Below are 20,978 nucleotides of genomic sequence, written 5' to 3' on the forward strand. Positions count from 1 at the left end.
AGGAAGTGTCATGAGCAGCAGCCCGGAACACGCACGTCTGTTACGCCTGGCCACCCGCGCATCGGTGGCAGTGGCAAGCCTTTTGATTGTGACCAAGGCCATCGCCTGGTGGCTCAGCGGGTCGATCAGTATGTTGGCCGGGTTGACCGACTCGCTGCTCGATGGTGTGACTTCGTTTCTGAACTTACTGGCCGTGCATTACGCCTTGCGCCCTGCCGATGACGATCATCGTTACGGGCACGGCAAGGCGGAGTCGTTGGCAGGCATGGCGCAGGCGCTGTTTATCGCCGTGAGTGCCGTATTGATTGCATTCCAGGCCATTGAACGCCTGAAAAACCCCGAGCCGGTCGGTGCGCCGTGGATCGGCATTGGCGTGATTGTGTTCTCGCTGGTGATGACCGTCGCCCTGCTGATGCTGCAACACCGCGTGATCAAAGCCACCGGCTCCAACGCGGTGCGGGCGGACTCGCTGCACTACCGCTCCGATTTGTTGCTCAATGGCAGCATTTTGGTTGCGCTGGTACTGGCCAGCTTCGGCTGGCCGCAACTGGATGCCTGGTTTGGCTTGGGAATTGCGGGTTACATCCTGTGGAGCGCGATCCAGATCGCCCGTGAGGGCTTTTCGGTGTTGATGGACGAAGAGTTACCCACCGAGGTCAGTCAGCACATGCTGGAATTGGCCTGTAGCGTACCCGGCGTACTGGGCGCCCATGATTTGCGTACACGCATTTCGGGCAACATCTGGTATGTGCAATTGCACTTGGAGTTGCCCGGCGAACTGACGCTGTCAGTCGCCCACGCCCTCAGCGACCGAGCCGCCGAGGCGATTGAAAAAGCCTACCCGCGCGCCGAAGTGCTGGTGCACGCCGACCCCCAGGAAGTGGTCAAACCCAAGGCTTATTAATAGGTGACCTGATAACCCCGGCTGCTGAGGCAGTTGCCCTGCGCTTGCCGGTAGGTTTGCACCACGGCAGGCGACGGCGCGTAGGTGGCTTTAGCAGGGTCAAAACCGCTTTGCTCGATGGCCCAGCGATAGCAATCGTAGCGGTCCTGATTAATCTGCGCAGGCGTCTGACCATTCGCCGGGTAGGCCACGACGTCATAGCCGTTGCTCACCGGTTGCGGCGCAGCCACGGGAACAGGCGCCGGTGGCTGGACCACGATGTAGTCCTGCGTAGCGGGCTGATAGGCGTAGTACGCACCCGCTGCCAGGAACATCAACGAACTGCCGATCCACACTTCCCGCGCGTAATCGGGCAAGTAACCTACGCGAATCCCGTAGGGTGGCTGCACCACGACGTAACGCGGACCTTGCGGGCGATACCAATAACCACCGGAAAAGAAGTAGTTCTGCCCGCGATAGGGCACTTGCCAATGCTGACCGGGAAACCGGTCAACCACATAACCGGGCCGGTATTGCGGACCCGGCCCCCAGCCATTGCCCTGCCCGCTCGGGCGACCTTGCCAGCGATTGTCATAGGGGCGGCCATTATTAAAACCGGGATTGCGGCCATAGTCGGGCCTGGAATTGCCTTGCCAGTGCGAATAGTCGCCGGGACGTCGGGGAATATCCTGATAGTAACCACGGCGTGGCGGCTGAGTTTGCTGCACCGAATCGGGACGTGGCTGGATGCTCAGGTGATTAGCCGGTTGCGCCGGACGATTTTGAAGGTTGCCCTCGCCCTGAGGGCGGGCTTGCCATTGCCCGCCTTGCGGCCGACCCTGGCCCTCAAATGACGGAGGCCGGGCTTGATGACCCTGATTGTCCGGGCGCGGTTGATTATTCGCGCCCTGCCCTTGCGGCCGATGTTCACCACCATTGGGGCGACCTTGCTGAGGGTTACCATCACCTCGTTCATCGGCCAATAACTGACCGCTGATACTTACACTGAGCACGCTAACGGCAGCCAAACGCCAAAGACGCGATTTCATGATGTTCCTCACTGCGGGTTGGGGCGTACATATAAGACTGGAAATCCGAGAACCGGTTCGGCGGCAGGTTAGCAGTTACGGTGCTTATTTTCGGCCAATAAAAAAGGGCGACCCGTCGGCCGCCCTTAGAATTTTTCGTCCTGGCTCAACACGTGTGGTGTTGGCTCACCTCGCGCCGTCTTCTGGACAGTGCGTAGCCCGGGGACCGGGGCAACCCTGTGGGGTTGGCGGTCGCGGCTGGCCTGATTCGGCGGGCCGCAGTGGACTCTATGTCCGGGCAGTGATTCTGGGAGTAAGAATAGGCGTTTGCGTGCGGCAGGCGATTGCGAAGATTGCTCAATAAAACAGTACTTGCGCAATTTTTGCCTTAAGGTGGATACTTTCACGCAATAGTTATTACAAAGGGTTACTTCGTGAGCAAACTCGACCGATACGACTTGAGTATTTTGGCGGAATTGCAGCGTGATGCACGCATCTCCAATCAGGAGCTGGCCGAACGCATTGGCTTGTCGCCTTCGCCCTGCTCAAGGCGCGTCAAACAGCTTGAAGACGACGGCTACATTTCGCGCCAAGTGGCACTGCTGGACCGTAAAAAACTGGGATTAACCCTCACCGCCTACGTATTGATCGGCATGGACCGTCACACGCCTGAGCGCTTTGAGAACTTCGAAGCGGCCATTCGCAGCCTGCCGCAAGTGCTGGAGTGCAGCCTGGTGACGGGGGTGGACGCCGATTACCAATTGAAAGTAGTGGTGCCGGACATGGACCACTATCAACAATTGTTATTGGGCCATTTGACCCGTATTGACGGGGTGACCAGCGTGCGTTCCAGCTTCGTGCTTAATCAGGTGCTCAACAGCACTGAGTTGCCGCTGACTCATCTGCGGACATAAGCAGGCTGCGAAGGGGCTGTGGTGAACTCAAGAAAACGGGTTGCGGTGCAACCCTTCGCTGCCTTCGGCCATGAGTACGCTGTGGGTGTACACCACCCAAATCAACAACCACGCGCACGCTCTGGCGTATACTCCCCCGGTTTTTAATCCCCGATCACGCTGGAGAACACCGATGGATCCTGCCTTACTTGAAGAGTGGATGATGACGATCCTGGTCAGCATCCTGATCATTTTCATGGCTTTTATCGTCTGGGATCTGGCGAAGAAGTCCAAGGCCGGACGTTTCGGCTCGTTCATTCTGTTTTTTGTGCTGGGCCTGGGCGTGGCCGCTTTCATTATCAAAAGCGTGGTCATCGGCCTGATAGAGTCGGGCGCGCTATAACCGCGCCGGCACTTCCCTGTAGTGCCCCTGTTCCAGCCCTTCAATGCTCCAGTCACCGATGCGTACTCGCACCAGACGCAAGGTCGGCAACCCCACGGCAGCGGTCATGCGTCTGACCTGACGGTTTCGCCCTTCGCGAATCACCAGTTCCAGCCAGGCCGTGGGTATGCTTTTGCGAAAACGCACCGGCGGGGTACGCGGCCACAAATGCGGCTCGTCAAGGGCGCGCGCCTCGGCCGGCAGGGTCTTGCCATCGTTGAGTTCCACGCCCTTGCGCAATTGCTGCAATTGCGCCTCAGTCGGCTCACCTTCCACTTGCACCCAATAAGTTTTGGGCAACTTGTGCTTGGGGTCTGCAATTCGCGCCTGCAACTGGCCATCGTTGGTCAATAGCAACAACCCTTCACTGTCGCGATCCAAGCGCCCGGCCGGGTAAATACCAGGAATCGGAATGAAGTCCTTGAGCGTCGCCCGCCCGCCTTCATCGCTGAACTGGGTCAGCACATCAAACGGTTTATTGAACAGATACAGCTTTGGCTCTGCCGGTGGGGCTTTGGCCACGCGCCGACTGGCCGCTTGAGTGGAGGTGGGGTTGGACGCCGGACGGCGTGGGGCGGGACGAACAGGACGGGACATGGCAAACCGGACATCTAGCGATCAAGGGCGGCAATGCTAGGGGCTGTTGCCATTTAAGTGCAAGCGCCCCTACTGCCTGATCGCTAAATGCCACGTCCCATCAACGGAATGGCGGTTCGTCAAAGCTGCGCAGTTTGCGCGAGTGCAATGAGTTGAGCTGGCTGCGCATCAAGTCCACGGCCGCGATACCGATTTTCAAATGCTGACTCACCGCGCGCTCATAAAACGCGTTAGCCGAGCCTGGCAGTTTGATTTCGCTGTGCAGGGGTTTATCAGACACACACAGCAACGTGCCGTACGGCACCCGCAAGCGATAACCCTGCGCGGCGATGGTGCCGCTTTCCATGTCCACGGCCACGGCGCGCGACAGGTTGATCAGCGGGCGCTCCTGTGCCCAGCGCAATTCCCAGTTGCGATCGTCATACGTCAGGACGGTGCCGGTGCGCAGGCGTTTTTTCAGCTCCTCACCACGCTCACCGGTGACTTGCGCTGCCGCTTCCTGAAGCGCCAGCTGCACCTCGGCCAGGGCCGGGATCGGAATGTTGGGGGGTACAACCCGGTCGAGTATTCCGTCACGGCGCATATAGGCGTGGGCCAATACGTAGTCGCCAATGGTTTGCGACTGCCGCAGGCCGCCACAGTGACCAATCATCAACCAGCAGTGCGGACGCAGCACCGCCAGGTGGTCGGTGATGTTTTTGGCATTGGAGGGACCGACGCCAATGTTCACCAAGGTCACGCCGTGGCCATCGTTAGCCTGCAAGTGGTACGCCGGCATTTGATAGCGGTGCCACACCACGCCCGCCGCAATCGCCTGCGCTTCACCGTAGTCCATACTCTTTTCGATCAGCACATTGCCGGGCAGCACCATGCGTATAAAACGCGGGTTATCACGCAGTTGTTCCAGGCCGTGGAGGATGAACTGGTCAACATACCGGTGATAGTTGGTCAGCAGAATCCACGGTTGCACATGACGCCAGTCGCTACCGGTGTAATGCACCAGACGACGCAGTGAGAAGTCCACGCGCGCGGCGTCAAACAGTGCCAGCGGCAGCGGGTCGGTGTTGGCCCAGTCGTAGAGGCCGTCGGCAATACCGTCGGTGGCCGCCGACAGGTCGGTGCTGGGGAACACCCGCGCCAGCGCCGCCGCCGTCACGCCGGAGCCAGCAAGTTCGTCGCCCTGCTCAACCACGTACGGGTAAGGAATATTCTGCTGGCTGAGACCCACTTCGACTTCAACGGTGAAGTCACGCATCAGCGGCACCAACTGCTCCAGCAGGTAGTTACGAAACGCCGCAGGATGGGTCACGGTCACGCTGTAGGTGCCGGGCAATTGAACCTTGGCGTAGGCGCGGGTCAGGGTCGGAATTTCACCATCAATGGTGTTGGTCAAGCGCAGCTCTGGGTAGCGAAACAGCGCACGCTCCTCTGCCGAAGGTTCGATGCGGTCTTTGAGGTAACGTTTGAGGGCCTGGCTCAAGGCCGTGGTTGCGCGTTCGTGCAGGGCGGCGAGGCGATCAACGGCCTCTTCAGCGGTTGAAACGACAATGAAAGCTTCGGTCACGATGAGCATCCTCTGTTCTGAACGGGCAGGCGCTTATCTTGCCTGCATCGTTGGCCAAAGGCACTAGCCAATCCCGCCATTCCCCTGGCTGATGACGCGTCATGCGAGACTGCATTCGGTCGCGTAGCGGCCGTCAAACCTGCCACTGACTCAGGTCACTGGCGGGGTTGAGCGCGCGACGAGGGCGGCCACGTTCAGACCGCGTGGCAACGTGCCGTACACCCGGCCACTGCCTTGTAAGCGGCTGGCAATAAAGGCGTCGCTCACGTCGCTGTTTCCTGCCTCCAGCAACAGTTTGGCCTGTAGACCAAGGGCGATGTCTTCGCTCAGTTGCCGGGCGCGGTACTGAATGTCGTCGGTGTCTTTAAACGCCGTTTTAAGCTGTGCAATGTGCTGAGCCAAGCCTGTATGGCCATGCCCGTCACCCAGCTCGATAAACAACGCCTCCAGCACGCCCGGCTCTTTGGACAGTGCTCGCAGCACATCAAGGCATTGCACGTTGCCCGAGCCTTCCCAAGTAGAGTTGACCGGCGCTTCGCGGTACAGGCGCGGCAAAATACTGTCTTCGACATACCCTGCGCCGCCCATGCACTCGGCCGCTTCATTGATCATCGCGGGCGCCCGTTTGCAGATCCAATATTTGCCCACGGCGGTTACCAGTCGCGAGAACTTGGCCTGCTGCGGATCGTCCAGGTGGTCCAGCGCTTGTCCCATGCGCAAACTCAAGGCCAGCGCGGCTTCGCTTTCAAGCGCCAGATCCGCGAGCACGTTTTGCATCAACGGTTGCTCGGCCAGCACCCTGCCACCGACCAAACGGTGAGCGCAATGATGAGTGGCTTGGGTCAGCGCCTGACGCATCAACGCGCTAGACCCCACCATGCAGTCAAAACGCGTCATGGCGACCATTTCAATAATCGTCGGTACCCCACGCCCTTCTTCACCCAGCATCCAGGCCAGCGCCCCTCGAAATTCCACTTCGCTGGAGGCATTGGAGCTGTTGCCCAGTTTGTTTTTCAGACGCTGGATATAGAACTCATTACGACTGCCATCCGGACGGTGGCGCGGCAGCAAAAAGCAACTCAGCCCCTTGTCGGTCTGGGCCAGGGTCAGAAAGCCGTCGCACATGGGGGCCGAGCAAAACCATTTATGGCCCAGCAGTTCATAGGCCTGCCCCGGCCCCGGTGCGCCGACCGGGTAAGCCCGCGTGGTATTGGCCCGCACGTCGGTGCCGCCCTGCTTTTCGGTCATGGCCATGCCCAGCGTCACACCGCCCTTTTGACTGATGTCGACATTACGCGGGTCGTACACGGTGGCGAGCACCTTGGGCAGCCAGACCTGTGCAACGTCAGGCTGCACACGCAGCGCCGGCACACTGGCAAACGTCATGGTCAGGGGGCAGCCACTCCCCGCTTCTGCCTGGGTGTGCAAGTAGGTCATTGAGGCGCGAGCCACGTGGGCGCCGGGTTGCGGATGGGTCCAGGGTAAAGACGGCAGGCCGTGTTCAATCGCGGTGCGCATCAGCTCATGGTAGGCAGGGTGAAAGTCGACCTGATCAATCCGATGACCAAAGCGGTCGTGGCTGACGAATACCGGTTTGTTTTCATTGGCCAAAAAGCCCGCCGCCATCAACGGGCCACCGGCCAGCGCGCCATACGCATCAATCCGCGATTGTGCCCACCCCGCGCCAAACCGCTGCCCCCACTGCTGCAAGGGCAGGTCGATGCGGTACAGGTTAACGCCGTCCAGTGAGGGCGGCTGATTGGTCACAGCGTGGGTTTCGGCGTATTGATGCAGGTTCATTGCGCGGGCTCCTGTGGGTCATGCCAATGAAGCCAGTGAAGCACGCATCGCGGTCTTCACAAGTGGCATAACCGCCTAAAGCTCGACGCTTATGCCCTCACCGTCACGCAACAAGCGTTGCGCCAGGACCTGTTGCAGGTCTTCAAAACGCAGCGGTTTGATCAGGCAGTCGGTAATTGCGTCGACCTGAGAACGCGCGGTGCTGGCCGCAGGTTCTGACTCGAACAACGCCACCACAGGCAACCGTGCACACGCCGCCAACGTCAGCAATTGACTGCCCATTGAGTCGCCCGACACATGGCTGAACGGGCACGCCAACAACACGGCATCCACGCGCTCGCGACGTAGCGTTTCAATGGCCACCTGACCACTTTCGGCACTCAACACGCGATAGCCCAACTTGAGCAACATACCCCGCAGTAACGGCGAGTTGGCGTTGTTGTCTTCCACCAACAAAACGACGCATTGCTCAGGCGTTCGCACCACAGGCTGTGGGACCATCGCCGACTCAGGGGGCGATTCCAGTTCAAGGGTGAGCTGAAACTGTGACCCCTGCCCCGGCTGCGAATGATGAGTCAGGCGCCCGCCGAGCAGTTCAACCAGACGTCGGCAAATCGACAGCCCGATGCCCAAGCCGCCATATTCACGGGTCATGGAGCCATCCACCTGAAAGAAGTGCTGATACAACTCGGCATCTTCCTGATGAACAAAGCCAATGCCGCTGTCGATCACATTGAACGCCAACGTCCAACGGCCGGGGCTGGCCGTTTTGCCGGTGACGCGCAGAATCACCCCACCTTCGCGGGTGAACTTAATGGCGTTATCCAGCAAACATTCCAGGCACTGGCGAATTTTCTCGGCATTCCCGATCCATTGATCCGGCAAGCCACGCGCCACTTCATACGAGAACGCCAGGCGCTGGCTTTCAGCTCTTGGTCCAAATTGCTCGCGCAAACCGTGCATCATCTCGTTGAGACTGAAAGGCCGGGCACGGGCCTCCAAGCGCCCGGCCTGCAGCTCGGTCAGGGTCAGGATGCCATTGACCATGCCCATCATGGCTTTGGCAGACCCCTCGCCGGTGTGGGTGTACTGCTCAAGTTCAGGCGTCATGTCCAGGGTCTTGATCAACTCCAGCGAGCCAATCACCCCGTTCATGGGCGTGCGCAACTCATGGGTCACCGTGGCCAGAAACTCATCTTTGAGCTGGTTGGTGCGGGCCAGTTGCTGGTTCATTGCCGCCAGTTTTTGCCCGGACTCTTGCAGCGTCCTGGCTTGCAGATCGCGCATGGCGTTGATCCGGTCCGCCAGCGCCAGCGACAGCAGCCCCACCTCAATGGCCGAACCAATCTGGCTGGCGTACATGGTCAGGAATACATTCGGCAAATAGCCCAGCACCATCAGTGTGTTAACCAGCCCGCCGAGCAAAAAGGCGGTCCAGGCGATGACAAAATAACGCGCCACCCGCAGGCCACGGCACCAGGCCACGATGCCGGCAATGAAAATGGTAAAGATAAACGCCAGCGCCAGCCCCGTGGCCAAACGCAGCGACGTCGCGTAACTGGTGGTCAGCGCCAGCACCATCACCAGCACACCGACCGCCATCAACACCATCAGCGCCCGGTCGAGCCAGCGGCTGTGGGTGGCGGTGTGCAGAAAGGTGCGGGCGAACTGGCAGCCGAAGAAGGCGGCGCTGCCAATCAAAAATGGGGTGGCGGCGTTGCCCCACCACGGGTTGTTGGGCCAGAAATACTGCACGGCTGCACCGTTGACTGACAGCTGGTACAGGCCGAACGAGGCAATATAGAAGATGTAATAGAGGTAACTGGTGTCGCGCACGCTCACATAGATAAACAAGTTGTAGACCAGCATGCCCAGCAATACGCCGTAAATCAGACCGAGGATGTAAATACGAACGGGCTGATCTTCCAGATACGCCTTGGTTGACCACAGTGTCAGCGGTGCCTGGATAGAGCCTTCGCTGGCCAGGCGTAAATACACGGTCTGGGTTTGTCCGGGGGTGAAATTCAACTCGAACAGGTAGTTGTTTTCTTTCACCGGGCGACTGTCGAACGGCAGGCCATCACCGGTGCGCTGGGTCAGTTCAAACTCACCGCTGGCGTTTTGCTGGTAGAGGTCAATACGGTCCAGCGGCGGGTACGCCAGCTCCAGTAACCAGGAGGTATTGGCGCTCGGGTCTAATGGCAGGTAGCTGAGGTCGACTTTGAGCCAAAACACCGAATGCGAGTACCCCGCATTGAGCGTGGCCTTGTCATGGGGTTTGAGCCGTTCGGGGTGGGCGATGACGTCGGCCATCGTCGACTGGCCTGCGACGTCTTCATAGACGTGCATCTCGCGGCCCAACGGCAAGCGCTGAGTGGTCTCATCAAAGGCGACTGCGCAGGCCAGCATTGGCAGCCAGCCCATCAGAACAATAAAAAAATAGCGCATACAGCCCCAAAATGGCCTGCCTGATTGCGTCTGTAAGCCTCCTTTCCTTTTGAGACGACGTAAACCAGCATTACCTGTTATTCGTTTGGCGGTCACTCTAGCACAGGCGTTAATGGCAAATACACATCACCTAAATATTCAAAGCGAAGCGTCTAGATCGAGCATTACAGCGACTTTCAGTGCACTTTAAGTACGAGGTGAGTCAGCGTTTTTTCCAGAATTATCCGAAAGAAAATTCCACAGCGTCCTAACCGCCCGTAAAAACTGATTGGTGGTAAGCTCGCGCACCATGAATATCTACAGCTCTCGCCCTGTTGTCCTCTGTCTCTCCGGCCATGACCCCAGTGGTGGCGCCGGCTTGCAGGCAGATATCGAAGCCCTGCTGGCTCAAGGTTGTCACGCCGCTCCGGTGGTCACCGCCCTGACTGTGCAGAACACCGTTAATGTCCGCGATTTTCGTGTGCTGGACCGTGAGTGGGTGCTGGCTCAAGCCGATGCCGTGCTCAGCGACTCGCCCGTTTCGGCTTTCAAGCTGGGTATGCTCGGCTCGCTTGCGATGGTCGACACAGTGGTCGAACTGCTTCAAGCCCACCCGCACTTGCCAATGGTCTGCGACCCGGTACTGCGCGCAGGCGGTGGCGGACGGCTGGGCAAGGACGAAGTGGGTTATGCCATGCGCGAGCGCCTGCTGCCTTTGGCCACCATCGCTACGCCCAACCTGCCCGAAGCCCGCATTCTGGCTGAGTTGCCTGAAGGCAGTGCCGATGAATGCGCAGAAAAACTCCTGCCATATTGCAAGCATTTGCTCATCACCGGCGGTCACGGCGATGAGCACGAAGTTCATAACCGCCTGTACAGCCGCGACGGCAGCCGTCATACCTTCACCTGCTACCGCCTGCCTGGCAGCTATCACGGCTCAGGCTGCACGCTGGCCAGTACCTTGGCCGGCCGCCTGGCCATTGGCGAACACATGGTCAGCGCGGTTGAAACGGCACTCAATTACACATGGCGCACCTTGCGTGATGCCGAGCAACTGGGCCAAGGGCAATTTGTACCGCGCCGCTTGCCGCTAGACTTCTGCTCGTAACCCATGAGGCTCGACTTATGAAACTGCGTGGTCTTTACGCAATCACTGACAGCCAATTGCTGGCCGGCAAGTGGGTGCCGTATATCGAGGCAGCCCTTGATGGCGGCCTGACCCTGCTGCAATACCGCGACAAAAGCAGTGACGAGGCCCGACGCCTGCGCGAAGCCGAGGCATTGCGCGACTTGTGTGCACGCTACAACGCACACTTGATCATCAATGACGATGCCGAACTGGCGGCCCGGTTAGGGGTAGGCGTGCACTTGGGGCAAACCGATGGCCCGTTAACGCCTGCCCGCGCTCTGCTGGGTCGCCAGGCGATCATAGGTTCGACCTGCCACAGTCAAATTGAGCTGGGCGAACAAGCGGCCAAAGAAGGCGCGAGTTATGTCGCCTTTGGCCGCTTCTTCAACTCCAGTACCAAACCCGGCGCACCGACTGCGACTCTGGATGTACTCGATCAAGCCCGCGCGCGGATCAAACTGCCGATCTGTGTGATTGGCGGCATTACTCTGGACAACGCGGCTCCGCTGGTCGACCACGGTGCTGATTTACTGGCGGTGGTGCACGGCCTGTTTGGCGCCGAGAGCCCACAAGAAGTTACCCGCCGCGCCCGTGCGTTCAACGCTTTGATGTCACTTTAAATACCGATTCCTGATTCAGAGAGAGCCCTTCATGTCTCGTTCCGAAACCCTATTTGCCAACGCTCAAAAACACATTCCCGGCGGCGTGAATTCGCCGGTTCGTGCCTTCAAAAGCGTGGGCGGCACGCCGTTGTTCTTCAAGCACGCCGAAGGCGCCTACGTGACTGACGAAGACGACAAGCGTTATGTCGATTACGTCGGTTCGTGGGGCCCGATGATTTTGGGCCACAGCCACCCGGACGTGCTGGATGCCGTGCGCGCACAGCTGGAGCACGGCCTGTCGTACGGGGCGCCAACGGCCATGGAAACCGAAATGGCAGACCTGGTGTGCGCCATCGTGCCATCGATGGAAATGGTGCGTATGGTCAGCTCCGGCACTGAGGCGACCATGAGCGCGATTCGTCTGGCGCGTGGTTTCACCGGTCGCGACAACATTCTCAAGTTCGAAGGCTGCTATCACGGCCACTCCGACAGCCTGCTGGTGAAAGCCGGTTCCGGCTTGCTGACCCAGGGTGTACCCAGCTCGGGCGGCGTGCCGGCTGATTTTGCCAAACACACCCTGACCACGACCTTCAACGACATCGACGCCGTTGAGAAGCTGCTGGCCGAGGTCGGTGACACCGTGGCCTGCATCATCGTTGAGCCGGTAGCGGGCAACATGAACTGCGTGCCACCGGCCCCCGGTTTCTTGCAGGGCCTGCGCAACCTGTGTGACAAGCACGGCGTGGTGCTGATTTTTGACGAAGTGATGACCGGTTTCCGCGTCGCCCTCGGCGGTGCTCAAGCGCACTACGGCGTGACCCCGGACCTGAGCACATTCGGCAAAATCATCGGTGGCGGCATGCCGGTAGGCTGCTTCGGCGGCAAGCGCGAGATCATGGAATGCATTGCGCCACTGGGCCCGGTGTATCAAGCCGGTACGTTGTCGGGCAACCCGCTGGCGATGGCGGCAGGCTTGACCACATTGCGCCTGATCAGCCGCCCCGGCTTCCACGCCGAACTGAGCGATTACACCACGCGCTTGCTCGATGGCTTGCAGCAACGCGCTGATGCGGCCGGTATCCCGTTCGTCACGACCCAAGCAGGCGGCATGTTCGGCCTGTACTTCAGCAACGCCGATGACATCGTTACCTTCGACGACGTCATGGCCAGTGATGCGGACCTGTTCAAGCGCTTCTTCCACTTGATGCTCGAAGGCGGCGTTTACCTGGCCCCGAGTGCTTTCGAAGCAGGTTTCACCTCGATTGCCCATGGCGATGACGAATTGAAACTGACGCTGGACGCTGCCGAGCGCGCATTTGCCGCCCTGAAGTAATCCACAAAAAACGGCAAGGGTGAGGACCCTTGCCGTTTTTATGCCCGTAATGAGCCGTTCTTTTAACCCGCTCGTCCAAAATCGTCTTAAATCAACCGATATCACACTAGTAGCGCAGAAAAACGAGTAAAGACTTTGTAAGGTTGCCTCTGCTTATTTCATAATGCGCGCCTATACATCCCTTGGTCGGGCTTGCCCGTCTTTCCAGAGGTACGTCGATTCCCATGAACCGCACCGGCCGCGCCCTTGCACTGGGCTGCCTGTTGCTCCTACAACCGCTGCTTGCTCAGGCAGGCGGTAACTCGTTGTTGATCCCGGCGATGGGTCGCTGCACCCTCAATACTCAGCCAGAAAATCTGGAAGAGGCGCTTGCCGCGTGCGTGCAAGCAGCAAAAGAGGGGGATGCAGAAGCCGAATACGAGTTAGGCGAGTTCTACTACGACGTTAACAACCCCAAGCGCGACCTCAATCAAGCCCTTAGCTATTTCGAACAAGCGTCGCTGCAAGGCCACGCCATGGCCCAGTTCAAACTGGGCACCATGTTCTTCAAGGGCGAAGGCGTACCGGCCAATAACATTCAGGCGTATATCGTGTTGAAGATGGCGGCCGTGAACGGCGCTGAAGATGCACTGGACACCGCCGACGAAGTGGCCGAGCAAATGCCCCGTGACCAACTCGAAACCGCGACCCAGGTGCTGGGGCAGATATTCCGCAAATACCTGATGGAACTGCAATCGACGGACGCCCGCTCGCCGTTTTCGCCGCTGCCTTGACTGACCGCCCGACCACAAGCGCCAGCCAGCGGGTAGAACTCTGGGGTTGAGCCCTACTTCTCCGGCATCGGAAACGGAAACGGCATCACATTGCTCACGCCACGGGCTTCGCTGATTTTTGGCGTCCCCAGGCGCTCCACCTCGTCGATGCGCACAATCGAATGCATCGGCACAAAGCTGCGCACCACGCCTTCAAATTGAGCCTTGAGCTTTTCTTCGCTCGGATCAACGACCATTTGCGTGCGCTCACCGAAGACGAATTCTTCTACTTCCAGGAAACCCCACAGATCACTTTGATAGATCTGCTTGGCGTACATTTCGAACACCTGTCCCTGGTTAAGGAAAATCACCTTGTAGATTGGAGCTTCACGTTTGGTCATGGTGGGCGGGTAAACATCTGAAGGTATAAAAGAGGGCGCGAACTATAGCATAGCCATCAGACGCACAGCGCTAGGAAGCAACGGCTATGCCCCCTATAATGCGCGGTTCTTTGAACCACTTGATGAACACCCATGGCCAAGAAGCTTTACATCGAAACCCACGGTTGCCAGATGAATGAGTACGACAGCTCACGCATGGTCGATCTGCTGGGTGAACATCAGGCCCTGGAAGTCACGGCGCGCGCTGAAGACGCTGATGTCATCCTGCTCAATACCTGCTCGATTCGTGAGCGCGCCCAAGACCGCGTTTACTCGCAATTGGGCCGCTGGCGCGAGCTGAAACTGGCCAACCCGGACATGGTGATTGCCGTCGGGGGATGTGTGGCCAGCCAGGAAGGTGCCGCCATCCGTGATCGTGCGCCCTACGTTGACGTGGTATTTGGCCCGCAGACCCTGCACCGCCTGCCTGAAATGATTGACGCTGCGCGCATCACCAAGCTGCCGCAGGTCGATGTGTCATTCCCCGAAATCGAAAAATTCGACCACTTGCCCGAGCCACGCATCGACGGCCCGAGCGCCTACGTCTCGGTCATGGAAGGGTGCAGTAAGTACTGCACCTTCTGCGTGGTGCCTTACACCCGCGGCGAAGAAGTCAGCCGTCCGTTCGACGACGTACTCGGCGAGGTCATTCACCTGGCTGAAAACGGTGTGCGCGAAGTCACCCTGCTCGGGCAGAACGTCAACGGCTATCGCGGCCTGACCGAAGACGGCCGCCTGGCTGACCTGGCGGAGCTGATCCGCGTGGTGGCCGCCATCGACGGGATCGAACGTATCCGGTACACCACCTCTCACCCGCTGGAGTTCTCGGACAGCCTGATCCAGGCGCATGCCGAAGTGCCGGAGCTGGTGAAGCACCTGCATTTGCCGGTGCAATCGGGCTCTGACCGCATTTTGTCGGCCATGAAACGCAACCACACGGCGCTGGAGTACAAGTCCAAACTGCGCAAACTGCGTGCTGCCGTACCGGGCATTTGCATCAGTTCGGACTTTATCGTGGGCTTCCCCGGCGAGACCGAAAAAGACTTCGAGCAAACCATGAAGCTGATCGAAGACGTCGGCTTCGACTTCTCGTATTCGTTTGTGTACAGCCAGCGCCCCGGCACTCCAGCCGCCGACCTGACAGACGACACCCCAGAAGAGCGCAAGAAGGAACGCCTCAACGCCTTGCAGCATCGACTGAACCAGCAAGGTTTCGAAATCAGCCGACAAATGGTGGGCTCAACCCAGCGAATTTTGGTCACTGACTACTCGAAAAAAGACCCCGGCGAACTGCAAGGCCGTACCGAGAACAACCGCATCGTCAACTTCCGCTGCGACAACCCGCAGTTGATTGGTCAGTTTGCCGATGTGCACATCGATGCCGCCCAGCCGCATTCGCTGCGAGGTTCGTTGTTGAACTGACCCGTGCCTCACGTAGCCGCAGCCTTGGGCAGCGGCTACAGTTGATTTGCAGCGAAGTCCTTTCGCCCATGACCTGCTAGCGTTATCCTTCAAACCCTCTTATTTGCCTCAGGGCGGCTAAAAACGACTTTGAACGCACCCATCGAACCACATCGTTTTCTCCTCGAGCCTTTTGAGGCTCGCCGTTTCGCCAATCTGTGCGGGCTGTTGGACGAGCATTTGCGCTTGATCGAACAACGCTTGGCGATCGAAATCCGCAATCGCGGCAATCAGTTCGAACTGATCGGCGACCCAAAAATCACGTCCTCCGCAGAAAACCTGCTGCGCCGTCTGTACCGCGAGGCCAAAGCCACCGAGCTTTCGCCAGACATGGTGCACCTGTTCTTGCAGGAATCCGCAGTACAGGACCTCGCCAACGACCCCGTGGCCGAAGCCAGTGTTTCGTTGCGCACCAAAAAGGGCATGATTCGCCCGCGCGGCATCAATCAGCAGCGCTACGTCAAAGAAATCCTGGGCAACGACATCAACTTCGGCATTGGCCCGGCGGGTACGGGTAAAACCTATCTGGCCGTGGCCTGCGCAGTAGATGCCCTTGAGCGCGAGCAGATCCGTCGCATCCTGCTGGTGCGCCCGGCGGTTGAGGCCGGCGAAAAACTGGGGTTCCTGCCCGGCGATCTGTCGCAGAAAATCGACCCGTACCTGCGCCCGCTGTACGACGCCCTGTACGAGATGCTCGGTTTTGAATACGTGGCCAAGCTGATCGAGCGCCAGGTGATCGAAGTCGCACCGCTGGCCTACATGCGCGGTCGCACGCTCAACAACAGCTTCATCATTCTCGACGAAAGCCAGAACACCACCGTCGAGCAAATGAAGATGTTCCTGACCCGTATCGGTTTCGGCTCCACTGCCGTGATCACCGGTGACATCACCCAGATCGACCTGCCTAAAGGCACCAAGTCAGGGCTTAACCATGTCATCGAAGTGCTCAAGGATGTGCCGGGCATCAGCTTTACGCACTTCCAGTCCAAAGACGTCGTGCGCCATCCGCTGGTGCAACGCATCGTAGAGGCCTATGGCCGCTATGAGCAGGACGCTGCCGACAAACTGGCCGCCCTGCCAGCTGCCAAGGATTACCGCCACGATGCTTGAGCTTGACCTGCAACGGGCGAGCGAAGCAGGCGCGCCTTCTGAAGCCCAGTTCCGCCAATGGTGCGAACTGGCGTTGCGCCAGCGCAGCGCCGATTCGGAAATGACCATCCGCCTGGTCGACGAGCCTGAAGCCCGCGAACTGAATCACACGTGGCGCCAGAAAGACTACGCGACCAACGTGCTGTCCTTTCCGGCCGACGTGCCCGATGAATTCCTCGATATCCCGCTACTGGGCGACCTGGTGATTTGTATCGCCGTGGTTGAACGCGAAGCCGCCGAGCAAGGCAAGGCACTTGACGCCCACTGGGCTCATCTGGTGATTCACGGCTGCTTGCATCTTCTGGGTTACGACCATATAGAAGACGAAGAAGCCGAAGAAATGGAAGCACTGGAACGAACGTTGCTTGCTGAACTGGGCCATCCGGACCCGTACGCAGACGACGAAAACTGATCAACACCACTGAAATTACCAAGGGATACGAGTAAATCGCTATGAGCGAAGACCGATCGAGCAACGGGCAAAAGTCATGGTTGGGTAAGCTGACCCAGGCCTTTGCCCATGAGCCGAAAAACCGCCAGGAGCTGCTTGAGCTGCTGCGCGAAGCCCATCAAAACAAGTTGTTGGACAGCGAAGCGCTGGCCATCGTCGAAGGCGCCATTCAAGTGGCTGACCTGCAAGTCCGCGACATCATGGTGCCGCGTTCGCAGATGATCAGCATCAAGGCGACCCAGACACCCCGCGAATTTCTCCCGGCGATCATTGACGCAGCCCACTCGCGCTATCCGGTGATCGGCGACAGCCACGACGAGGTACTTGGCGTGCTGCTGGCCAAAGACCTGCTGCCGCTGATCCTTCAAGAGAACGGCGACAAGTACAACATCAAGGATTTGCTGCGTCCGGCGACGTTTGTCCCCGAGTCCAAGCGCCTGAACGTGTTGCTGCGTGAGTTCCGGGCCAACCACAACCACATGGCCATCGTGATCGACGAATACGGCGGCGTGGCGGGTTTGGTGACGATTGAAGACGTTCTCGAACAGATCGTCGGCGATATCGAAGACGAACATGATGTCGAAGAAGACAGCTACATCAAGCCGCTGCCCAGCGGCGACTTCCTGATCAAAGCCCTGACCCCTATCGAAAACTTCAACGAGTTCTTCGACAGTGACTTCTCCGACGATGAGTTCGACACCGTCGGCGGCTTGGTCATGAGTGCGTTCGGGCACTTGCCAAAACGCAATGAAATCACTGAAATCGGCCCCTACCGCTTCCGCATCCTGAATGCTGACAGCCGCCGAATTCACTTGATTCGCCTGACGCCTATCGCCCGCTAAACCTCCCACACCAAGGATTGAAATGCGCTGGATAACCTCCCCCGGCTGGCCCGGTAACTTGCTGGCCGTGGTGGCCGGCGCACTGACAACCTTGGCGTTGGCACCTTTCGACATCTGGCCGCTGGCGCTGGTTGCCCTGGCCATGTTCTACCTCGGCCTGCGTGACCTGTCGCCCAAACAGGCGCTGGGCCGTGGCTGGTGTTTCGGCTTTGGCCTGTTTGGCGCGGGCACCAGCTGGATTTACTACAGCATCCACAACTTCGGTGGCGCGTCTGTGTTGCTGGCCGGGTTGTTAATGCTGGCGTTCACGGCGGCCATTGCGTGGTTTTTCGCCCTGCCCGCCTGGTTGTGGGCACGCTGGATTCGTCGCAATGAAGCCCCGCTGGCAGACGCGCTGGCGTTCGCTGCGCTGTGGGTTGCGCAAGAGGCCTTTCGCGGCTGGTTCCTCACCGGTTTCCCGTGGCTGTATTCGGGTTACAGCCAGCTCGACGGCCCATTGGCCGGGCTTGCTCCGCTGGGTGGCATGTGGCTGATTTCCTTCACTCTGGCACTGACCGCGGCCCTGCTGTGCAACCTGCCGCGCTTGATCAAGGCCAAACGCACGGCGTTTATCGGCGCAGGCTGCGTACTGCTGATCGGCCCGTGGTGCATCGGCCTCGCCCTCAAACACCACGCCTGGACCAGCCCTTCGGGCGACCCGCTGAGCGTGGCGGCGATTCAGGGCAATATCGAACAAAGCATGAAGTGGGACCCTGAACAGCTGAATGCGCAGTTGGCCTTGTACCGTGACATGACCTTCAGTTCCAAACGCGCAGACCTGATTATCTGGCCCGAAACAGCGATTCCCGTGCTCAAGGAAAACGCTGAAGGCTACCTGAGCATGATGGGCCGCTTCGCCGCCGAGCGGCATTCGGCCTTGATTACCGGTGTACCGATTCGACAGGAAGTACGCCATGAACCGCGTTTTTTCAACGGCATCACGGCCGTAGGCGAAGCGGACGGCACCTACCTGAAACAAAAACTGGTGCCGTTTGGCGAGTACGTGCCGTTGCAAGATGTGTTGCGCGGACTGATTGCCTTCTTCGACCTGCCGATGTCCGACTTCGCACGCGGCCCGGCCGAGCAGGCGCTGCTGCAAGCCAAGGGTTATCAGATCGCGCCGTTTATTTGCTACGAAGTGGTGTACCCGGATTTCGCGGCCAGCCTGGCGGCCAAGAGCGACATTTTGCTGACCATCAGCAACGACACCTGGTTCGGCACCTCGATTGGCCCGTTGCAACACTTGCAGATGGCGCAGATGCGCGCACTGGAGGCGGGCCGCTGGATGATTCGCGCGACTAACAATGGCGTCACCGGGTTGATTAACCCGTATGGCCAAATCACCGCGCAGATCCCGCAATTCGAGCGCGGGATTTTGTACGGCGAAGTGGTGCCGATGCACAACCTCACGCCTTACCTGCAATGGCGCTCGTGGCCGTTGGTCATTCTGTGTGGCCTGCTGATTGGCTGGGCGTTGATCACCAGCCGGATTGCCAAAACGGTGTAGCAAGCGCCCTGTCGAGCCTCTGAGATCGATCAGGCTTGAAAGCACACTGCGCGGTTGCGGCGGGCGGCGTAGCCGTCGCCAAGGCATTCAGCCCGCACCCCCAGGCCTATCGCAGAGTTTGAATTGACGGCTGCTGCGCCCCTGATCGCAACCTCGCACCTCGTCAGCGACTACCGCGCGTTGAGCGGATTTACGGGTACTGGGGGCTTGAGCACGGCCTCATACCTGGGCAGCGCCTGGCAAAGTCATCGCTGTAATGGCGGGTGCGTATCAGCGGTAAAACAGCGGATACGCCACTTGCCCTGCGGCTTCGTTCAGCAATTGCCCCGACTGCCAGATCGACTTGAATTCTGGCATCCAGCCGCCCAAAGGCCGGGCGTTGTCTCGCCCCAGAAACCCGACGGGCGCGGGCACCACGTCGAAACCGGCTTGCTCAAAGCTCCAGACCGAACGCGGCATGTGCCAGGCCTGCGTCACTACGACCACGCGCTTGATGCCTTGCGGCAACAAAATATCGGCGGTCATTTGGGCGTTTTCCCAAGTGGTACGGCTTTGTTCTTCCTTCCAGCGCACCTGCACGCCAAAGTCATCGCGCAGCGAGTCAGCCATTAACTGAGCCTCACTGGGCGGCGTACCGTAGTGCAAGCCGCCGGTGGTCAGCAGCGGCAAACCCGATGCTTTAGCCAACCGCGCCGCATAACGCTGGCGCTCTAATCCGGTGCCCGTTGGCTGGTCACTGCCCCACGCCGGATCGCCCCGCTCACGGCCCGACCCCAATACCACGATCGCGTCGGCGCGCTGTGCCAAAGTCGACCATTCGCTTTGGGCCAAAGCCGGTTCACGCTCCAGTGCACGCGCACTCCACTCCACCACAACCGGCAAGCTCATCAACCAAAAGCCAGCCACACCCACGGCAAATAGAGCGCCTGCCAAGCGTGGACGGGAACGACGCAACCACCAGGCAAGCACCAAAATCAGCAGCAGAATGCCGGGCGGTAAAAGAAGTTGTTTAACGAAATATCGAATAGGCATCGAGCATCTCCAAAGATGCCCGAAGCCTAAGGGGGTTGAACCGATGCAACAACAGGCAACGTGAGTGACTGAATAAAAAAGCCTGCTTCATCAACCCTGGGACACGTACTGCATCAAACCATGACTCACGAGCACAGCGTGAATGGCCGTGCTACCCCTTTGCTCCCTTAACCCTGTCCTTGAGCCAGATGACCTTGGCTGTCGGGGGCGCATGCTGCACATTACTGCTGCCTTGCGAACGGCCATCGGCCTCGCGCTCGCTCCGGTTCAAATATGCGTTGATCAACTCCAGCTCGGCACGACTCAAGCCTCGCAATTCCAGTTCGGCAGGGCGCTCATCACGTAACTGCACTGCCGTTTTTGCTGAATCAAGGGCCACGCCCAAACGGTTAATCAGCCGCTCATACACCTGCGACGTTATTGCTGTGCGTTGCGTTTCTGCCATCCGTTCACCTCATCGAAGGAAATAGATCACCCCCGAGATCAAGCTTAGCTGCGCTCGCAAAGCCGGTGCATTGCAGCGACCAACGGAAGGCAGAGGCAATCAGGGTTTCCCTCGATAGAGTGGGGTCATGTATGCTACGGAACTTCCTGTAACCCCTACTCC

20 protein-coding genes are annotated in these 20,978 nt (G+C 59.1%); 12 read left to right on the top strand and 8 right to left on the bottom strand.

Annotated elements, in window-relative coordinates:
• Nucleotides 1–10: 10 nt before the first annotated feature.
• Nucleotides 11–904, top strand: a complete 894-nt coding sequence (locus tag GYN01_RS06690; protein ID WP_048362401.1) for a cation diffusion facilitator family transporter — start codon at nucleotides 11–13, stop codon at nucleotides 902–904.
• Here the strand turns inward: GYN01_RS06690 and GYN01_RS06695 are convergent.
• Entirely contained in the window at nucleotides 901–1,932 is a 1,032-nt protein-coding gene (locus GYN01_RS06695) for a DUF6515 family protein (RefSeq protein WP_203306757.1), read from the bottom strand. The two genes, GYN01_RS06690 and GYN01_RS06695, sit on opposite strands and share 4 nt — an antisense overlap.
• 413 nt (nucleotides 1,933–2,345) lie before the next feature.
• On the opposite strand from GYN01_RS06695, the gene GYN01_RS06700 reads away from it, so the two are divergent.
• Entirely contained in the window at nucleotides 2,346–2,825 is a 480-nt protein-coding gene (locus GYN01_RS06700; protein WP_048362399.1) for an Lrp/AsnC family transcriptional regulator, read from the top strand.
• 172 nt (nucleotides 2,826–2,997) lie between these two features.
• The gene (locus tag GYN01_RS06705; protein ID WP_003444116.1) at nucleotides 2,998–3,207 is read left to right on the top strand and encodes a DUF2788 domain-containing protein; all 210 of its coding nucleotides are present in this window, start codon (nucleotides 2,998–3,000) and stop codon (nucleotides 3,205–3,207) included.
• On the opposite strand, the gene GYN01_RS06710 is transcribed toward GYN01_RS06705, so the two are convergent.
• The 4 genes from GYN01_RS06710 to GYN01_RS06725 form a co-directional block, all read right to left on the bottom strand.
• Complete coding sequence (locus GYN01_RS06710) at nucleotides 3,202–3,768, bottom strand: pseudouridine synthase (RefSeq protein ID WP_203306799.1); 567 nt, start codon at nucleotides 3,766–3,768, stop codon at nucleotides 3,202–3,204. The genes GYN01_RS06705 and GYN01_RS06710 overlap by 6 nt on opposite strands.
• Before the next feature lie 175 nt (nucleotides 3,769–3,943).
• Nucleotides 3,944–5,416, bottom strand: a complete 1,473-nt coding sequence (amn, locus tag GYN01_RS06715; protein WP_173426997.1) for an AMP nucleosidase — start codon at nucleotides 5,414–5,416, stop codon at nucleotides 3,944–3,946.
• Nucleotides 5,417–5,557: 141 nt separating this feature from the next.
• Nucleotides 5,558–7,207: an acyl-CoA dehydrogenase family protein gene (locus tag GYN01_RS06720; RefSeq protein WP_048401460.1), complete on the bottom strand. Its 1,650-nt coding sequence runs from the start codon at nucleotides 7,205–7,207 to the stop codon at nucleotides 5,558–5,560.
• Nucleotides 7,208–7,282: 75 nt separating this feature from the next.
• The gene (locus tag GYN01_RS06725; RefSeq protein WP_203306758.1) at nucleotides 7,283–9,655 is read right to left on the bottom strand and encodes a hybrid sensor histidine kinase/response regulator; all 2,373 of its coding nucleotides are present in this window, start codon (nucleotides 9,653–9,655) and stop codon (nucleotides 7,283–7,285) included.
• A gap of 289 nt (nucleotides 9,656–9,944) precedes the next feature.
• Here GYN01_RS06725 and GYN01_RS06730 point away from each other — a divergent pair, with 289 nt between their 5' ends.
• From GYN01_RS06730 to GYN01_RS06745, 4 genes are all read left to right on the top strand, one after another.
• Nucleotides 9,945–10,742: a hydroxymethylpyrimidine/phosphomethylpyrimidine kinase gene (locus GYN01_RS06730; RefSeq protein WP_048401464.1), complete on the top strand. Its 798-nt coding sequence runs from the start codon at nucleotides 9,945–9,947 to the stop codon at nucleotides 10,740–10,742.
• 17 nt (nucleotides 10,743–10,759) lie between these two features.
• Nucleotides 10,760–11,383 (top strand): thiamine phosphate synthase, encoded by a 624-nt coding sequence (thiE, locus tag GYN01_RS06735; RefSeq protein ID WP_048362394.1) that lies wholly within the window; start codon nucleotides 10,760–10,762, stop codon nucleotides 11,381–11,383.
• Between the two features lie 31 nt (nucleotides 11,384–11,414).
• Nucleotides 11,415–12,698 (top strand): glutamate-1-semialdehyde 2,1-aminomutase, encoded by a 1,284-nt coding sequence (gene hemL, locus GYN01_RS06740; RefSeq protein ID WP_048401468.1) that lies wholly within the window; start codon nucleotides 11,415–11,417, stop codon nucleotides 12,696–12,698.
• 224 nt (nucleotides 12,699–12,922) lie between these two features.
• Nucleotides 12,923–13,471: a tetratricopeptide repeat protein gene (locus GYN01_RS06745; RefSeq protein ID WP_048362392.1), complete on the top strand. Its 549-nt coding sequence runs from the start codon at nucleotides 12,923–12,925 to the stop codon at nucleotides 13,469–13,471.
• 53 nt (nucleotides 13,472–13,524) lie between these two features.
• On the opposite strand, the gene GYN01_RS06750 is transcribed toward GYN01_RS06745, so the two are convergent.
• A complete protein-coding gene (locus tag GYN01_RS06750) occupies nucleotides 13,525–13,851 on the bottom strand; it encodes a DUF1820 family protein (RefSeq protein ID WP_019411970.1) in 327 nt (108 codons plus the stop codon).
• Nucleotides 13,852–13,983: 132 nt separating this feature from the next.
• Between GYN01_RS06750 and miaB the strand changes: the two genes are divergently transcribed.
• The 5 genes from miaB (at nucleotide 13,984) to lnt (ending at nucleotide 19,339) form a co-directional block, all read left to right on the top strand.
• Entirely contained in the window at nucleotides 13,984–15,312 is a 1,329-nt protein-coding gene (miaB, locus tag GYN01_RS06755) for a tRNA (N6-isopentenyl adenosine(37)-C2)-methylthiotransferase MiaB (protein ID WP_048362391.1), read from the top strand.
• A gap of 129 nt (nucleotides 15,313–15,441) precedes the next feature.
• A complete protein-coding gene (locus GYN01_RS06760) occupies nucleotides 15,442–16,461 on the top strand; it encodes a PhoH family protein (RefSeq protein ID WP_048362390.1) in 1,020 nt (339 codons plus the stop codon).
• Nucleotides 16,454–16,912: an rRNA maturation RNase YbeY gene (gene ybeY, locus GYN01_RS06765; RefSeq protein ID WP_203306759.1), complete on the top strand. Its 459-nt coding sequence runs from the start codon at nucleotides 16,454–16,456 to the stop codon at nucleotides 16,910–16,912. The genes GYN01_RS06760 and ybeY overlap by 8 nt, the downstream gene beginning before the upstream one ends.
• Nucleotides 16,913–16,953: 41 nt before the next feature.
• A complete protein-coding gene (locus GYN01_RS06770; protein WP_048362388.1) occupies nucleotides 16,954–17,793 on the top strand; it encodes an HlyC/CorC family transporter in 840 nt (279 codons plus the stop codon).
• Nucleotides 17,794–17,815: 22 nt separating this feature from the next.
• Nucleotides 17,816–19,339: an apolipoprotein N-acyltransferase gene (gene lnt / locus GYN01_RS06775; RefSeq protein WP_048362387.1), complete on the top strand. Its 1,524-nt coding sequence runs from the start codon at nucleotides 17,816–17,818 to the stop codon at nucleotides 19,337–19,339.
• A 270-nt stretch (nucleotides 19,340–19,609) separates the two neighbouring features.
• On the opposite strand, the gene GYN01_RS06780 is transcribed toward lnt, so the two are convergent.
• Nucleotides 19,610–20,371, bottom strand: coding sequence for a YdcF family protein (locus GYN01_RS06780; RefSeq protein WP_048362386.1), 762 nt, complete (start codon nucleotides 20,369–20,371; stop codon nucleotides 19,610–19,612).
• A 151-nt stretch (nucleotides 20,372–20,522) separates the two neighbouring features.
• Nucleotides 20,523–20,816 (bottom strand): hypothetical protein, encoded by a 294-nt coding sequence (locus GYN01_RS06785; RefSeq protein WP_048362385.1) that lies wholly within the window; start codon nucleotides 20,814–20,816, stop codon nucleotides 20,523–20,525.
• Nucleotides 20,817–20,978 lie beyond the last annotated feature (162 nt).

The organism is Pseudomonas weihenstephanensis (assembly GCF_016812185.1).
Classification (GTDB): Bacteria; Pseudomonadota; Gammaproteobacteria; order Pseudomonadales; family Pseudomonadaceae; genus Aquipseudomonas; species Aquipseudomonas weihenstephanensis.

Bases quoted from the DNA above. Each gene is read 5' to 3' on its own strand.
- GYN01_RS06780 (WP_048362386.1), bottom strand. From the start codon at position 20,371: ATGCCTATTCGATATTTCGTTAAACAACTTCTTTTACCGCCCGGCATT.
- GYN01_RS06705 (WP_003444116.1), top strand. From the start codon at position 2,998: ATGGATCCTGCCTTACTTGAAGAGTGGATGATGACGATCCTGGTCAGC.
- hemL (WP_048401468.1), top strand. From the start codon at position 11,415: ATGTCTCGTTCCGAAACCCTATTTGCCAACGCTCAAAAACACATTCCC.
- GYN01_RS06750 (WP_019411970.1), bottom strand. From the start codon at position 13,851: ATGACCAAACGTGAAGCTCCAATCTACAAGGTGATTTTCCTTAACCAG.
- thiE (WP_048362394.1), top strand. From the start codon at position 10,760: ATGAAACTGCGTGGTCTTTACGCAATCACTGACAGCCAATTGCTGGCC.
- GYN01_RS06720 (WP_048401460.1), bottom strand. From the start codon at position 7,207: ATGAACCTGCATCAATACGCCGAAACCCACGCTGTGACCAATCAGCCG.
- GYN01_RS06770 (WP_048362388.1), top strand. From the start codon at position 16,954: ATGAGCGAAGACCGATCGAGCAACGGGCAAAAGTCATGGTTGGGTAAG.
- lnt (WP_048362387.1), top strand. From the start codon at position 17,816: ATGCGCTGGATAACCTCCCCCGGCTGGCCCGGTAACTTGCTGGCCGTG.
- amn (WP_173426997.1), bottom strand. From the start codon at position 5,416: ATGCTCATCGTGACCGAAGCTTTCATTGTCGTTTCAACCGCTGAAGAG.
- GYN01_RS06730 (WP_048401464.1), top strand. From the start codon at position 9,945: ATGAATATCTACAGCTCTCGCCCTGTTGTCCTCTGTCTCTCCGGCCAT.
- GYN01_RS06785 (WP_048362385.1), bottom strand. From the start codon at position 20,816: ATGGCAGAAACGCAACGCACAGCAATAACGTCGCAGGTGTATGAGCGG.
- ybeY (WP_203306759.1), top strand. From the start codon at position 16,454: ATGCTTGAGCTTGACCTGCAACGGGCGAGCGAAGCAGGCGCGCCTTCT.
- GYN01_RS06745 (WP_048362392.1), top strand. From the start codon at position 12,923: ATGAACCGCACCGGCCGCGCCCTTGCACTGGGCTGCCTGTTGCTCCTA.
- GYN01_RS06725 (WP_203306758.1), bottom strand. From the start codon at position 9,655: ATGCGCTATTTTTTTATTGTTCTGATGGGCTGGCTGCCAATGCTGGCC.
- GYN01_RS06690 (WP_048362401.1), top strand. From the start codon at position 11: ATGAGCAGCAGCCCGGAACACGCACGTCTGTTACGCCTGGCCACCCGC.
- miaB (WP_048362391.1), top strand. From the start codon at position 13,984: ATGGCCAAGAAGCTTTACATCGAAACCCACGGTTGCCAGATGAATGAG.
- GYN01_RS06695 (WP_203306757.1), bottom strand. From the start codon at position 1,932: ATGAAATCGCGTCTTTGGCGTTTGGCTGCCGTTAGCGTGCTCAGTGTA.